This window comes from Planomonospora algeriensis (genome assembly GCF_977012225.1).
Map to the genome: position 1 here is coordinate 1 of NZ_CDRNDK010000578.1, position 3,459 is coordinate 3,459.

Consider the following 3,459-nt stretch of genomic DNA (forward strand, 5'->3'; position numbering starts at 1 on the left):
CGCGGGGGGCCCGCGGGGCCCGCCTGTCGCGCCGGGCGCGGCGCGGCGGGCGTCTGGCTCAGCTCTCGTCAACTGCCTCACGGATCCTTTCTGCCGCCCGGCAACGGGCAGAGGCCGCCCGCGGGTTGCGGGCCACCTCCTCTTCGCTCGGGAGCTCGGCTCCCTTCGTCAGCAGGGCGAACCTCGGCTGGTGGGCCGGGAGCGGGACGGGCAGCCCCGGCGGGCTGGTGTCCCGGGTCCGCGCGGTGAGGATCTGCTTGGTCAGCCGATCCTCGAGAGAGTGGTAGGCGAGCACGACGACGCGCCCGCCGAGCGTCAGCGCGTCGAGTGCCGCGGGCAGCGCCCTCTCCAGTGCCGTCAACTCCGCGTTCACCTCGATCCGCAATGCCTGAAAAGTCCTTTTTGCAGGGTTTCCCCCGGTTCTCCGCGTGGCTGCGGGGATCGCCGTACGGACGATCTCCGCAAGCCTCTTGGTAGACGTTATGGCTTCCCTGGCCCTTTCCTTGGCAATTAGGTGCGCGACACGCGGGGCGAATCTCTCCTCGCCGTAATCACGGAGGATCCGGATCAGCTCGGCGACGGGATAGGTGTTGACGACGCTCTCGGCCGTCAGCTCCTCCTCCCGGTCCATCCGCATGTCCAGCGGCGCGTCGTAGGAGTAGGCGAAGCCCCGCTCGGCCTCGTCGAGCTGGGGCGAGGAGACGCCCAGGTCGAACAGGGCCCCGTCGATCCGCCGGCGGCCGATCCCGGCCAGCACGTCGGTGAGCTCGTCCGAGACCGCGCGCACCAGCGTGGTCCGGCCGGCGTACGGCGCGAGCCTGGCCGTGGAGCGCTCGATCGCGGTGGGGTCGCGGTCGATCCCGACGAGGTGGAGCGAGGGGTGCGCGGCCAGCAGGGCCTCGGCGTGCCCGCCGAGGCCGAGGTTCGCGTCGACGACGACGGGCTCGGGCCGGTCCAGCGCGGGGGCCAGCAGTTCGAGCACGCGGTCGAGCATCACGGCACGTGCCCGCCCGGCCCCTGAGGACCGTTCCTGTCGTTCTCGGCGTGCATCGGAGCACACCCCCCCTTCGCCGCCTCGCTCGCGGATACGCGGCGGACGCTCATCGGTGTCATGGAACCCGCTGGGCGGGCCTCACCCGCCGCGGGCGGCGTTCCCGGACGGGGCCGCCACACGGCGACGGACGCCCCGGTCCGGACGCGGACCAGCCCCGCCCGGTCCGCGACGGACGCGGACCGGGCGAGGCTTCTGGTGGAGCGAGGTGGCAACACGGGGAGACGCCGTCCCGGCGCCGCCACCGCAGAGTACGGGGTTCACGCAGCAGGCTCTGACGGGCCCCCACCCCGGGGCCGTCCGGCCAGGTCCCCATCCGCACCCGCGTGTCCTCGCACCACCTGACACCGGGGAAGGTGCATCAGCTGGTGCGCGGCTGGTTGCGGGTGGAGACCTCGCCGAACGACGTGTTCACCGATGAGTCGACCGTGGAATCACAGAATCCCTGGCAGCACCTCCTCCGACAGATCGGCGAAAGCCTGCTCCTGGTCGGCCAGGTAGGCGTCCCATGCCTGCGCGTCCCAGATCTCCAACCGGGTGTTGGCCCCGATGACCACGCAGTCGCGCCGCAGGCGGGCGTACTCACGCAGCGCCTGCGGGATGGTGACACGGCCTTGCTTGTCGGCGAACTCGTCGGACGCACTGGCGAAGAGGACGCGGCTGTAGTCACGGACCGCCTTCGCGGTCACCGGCGCGGTTCGCAGAGCCTCGGTGATGCGCTGGAACTCCTCTACGGGAAATACGTAGAGGCAGCGCTCCTGGCCTTTGGTGATCACCAGACCCTCCGCCAGCTCCTCGCGGTACTTCGCCGGCAGGAACAGCCGTCCCTTGTCGTCGAGGCGCGGATGATGAGTGCCGAGGAACATCGGCCCCACCTCCCGCACCCAGCGGAACGCTCAGCGCTGCACTCTCTCCACAGCTCGGCCCTCCACTGCGCACCACCATACTCCACTTCTCCCCACCGTCAACTGATTCCGGCACGATCCACATCCGAATCGGCTGATATTTCCCCAGGTCAGCGAGGTGGAGCCGGGTGGAGCGGGCGCGCGGTCCCCCGGGCGCCACGGGCGTGTCGGCAGAGCCCCGGGGCAGCGGAGGCCGAGGGCCGGGCACGCGGCCCGGCGGCCGCGCGCCGGGCGGAGCGGTGGGCGGACAGGAGCAGGGCGTGTCCAGGAGACGTCACGACTCGGCACGGGATCCGGACCCGGAATTCCCCGAGATCGAACATCTAGCGCGCACACTGTGGGCCGTTCACCCGAAATCGACCTCAATGACCGCATAAAGTCGCCGAGGAACCCGCGGAGACGTAGGGTCGGCACTCACAATGGGAGAGGGGCCATGCCGGCCTCCCGCAATACGTACCCCCCGGCGCGCAACCGCCGCACCCTCATGGAGGCCTGGTGGCAGTAACCCATGACGTCTCACCTCGGCTCGACGACCTGGTGACCACCGCGCACCGGATCCGCGAGGCGATCGAATCGGTCATCGAGGGCAAGAGCGACGTCATCCGCCTGACCTTGACCGTCCTGCTGGCCGAGGGCCATCTGCTCATCGAGGATGTGCCCGGCGTCGGCAAGACCATGCTCGCCAAGGCCCTGGCGCGGTCCATCGACTGTCCGGTGCGCCGCGTCCAGTTCACCCCCGACCTGCTGCCCAGCGACATCACCGGGGTCAGCGCCTACAACCAGCAGACCAGGGAGTTCGAGTTCAAGCCCGGTCCGGTGTTCGCCAACATCGTGGTCGGCGACGAGATCAACCGCGCCTCGCCCAAGACGCAGTCGGCCCTGCTGGAGTGCATGGAGGAGCACCAGGTCACCGTCGACGGCACGACCTACCCGCTCGACGCGCCCTTCATGGTGATCGCCACCCAGAACCCGATCGAGATGGAGGGCACCTATCCCCTCCCGGAGGCGCAGCGCGACCGCTTCACCGCGCGGATCGCGATGGGCTATCCGGAGCCCGCCGCCGAGCTGGAGATGCTCGACGTGCACGGCGCCACCTCCCCGATCGACAAGCTGGAGCCGGTGGCCACCACCGCCGAGGTGCGCGCCCTGATCGAGGCGGTGCGCGCGGTCTACGTCTCCCAGCCGATCAAGAAGTACGCGATCGACCTGGTCACCGCCACCCGCCACTCCCCCGACCTGCGGCTCGGCGCCTCCCCGCGCTCCACCCTGCAGCTGGTCCGCGCGGCCCGGGCGCACGCCGCGCTCGCCGGGCGCGACTACGTCATCCCCGACGACCTGCAGGACCTATGCCTGCCCGTGCTGGCCCACCGCCTGCTGCCCAGCGTCGAGGCGCAGGGCCAGCGCCGCCAGCCCGAGCAGGTGATCGCCGAGCTGGTGCGCCGGGTGCCCGTACCCGAGGCGCAGGCCCGATGAGCCCGCGGGACGGGCGGGCCGGCGCCCCGG

The 3,459-nt window shown here is 71.1% G+C and carries 3 protein-coding genes; 1 reads left to right on the forward strand and 2 read right to left on the reverse strand.

Annotated features, from left to right (window positions below; all coding sequences use genetic code 11):
- Positions 1 to 58 precede the first annotated feature (58 nt).
- Together rsmH and mraZ are read right to left on the reverse strand one after the other, a co-directional pair.
- Positions 59 to 994, reverse strand: coding sequence for a 16S rRNA (cytosine(1402)-N(4))-methyltransferase RsmH (gene rsmH / locus ACWJ6R_RS32695; RefSeq protein WP_449065921.1), 936 nt, complete (start codon positions 992 to 994; stop codon positions 59 to 61).
- A 491-nt stretch (positions 995 to 1,485) separates the two neighbouring features.
- A complete protein-coding gene (gene mraZ, locus ACWJ6R_RS32700; RefSeq protein WP_449065922.1) occupies positions 1,486 to 1,917 on the reverse strand; it encodes a division/cell wall cluster transcriptional repressor MraZ in 432 nt (143 codons plus the stop codon).
- Between the two features lie 534 nt (positions 1,918 to 2,451).
- Here mraZ and ACWJ6R_RS32705 point away from each other — a divergent pair.
- Entirely contained in the window at positions 2,452 to 3,429 is a 978-nt protein-coding gene (locus ACWJ6R_RS32705; RefSeq protein WP_449065923.1) for an AAA family ATPase, read from the forward strand.
- Positions 3,430 to 3,459 lie beyond the last annotated feature (30 nt).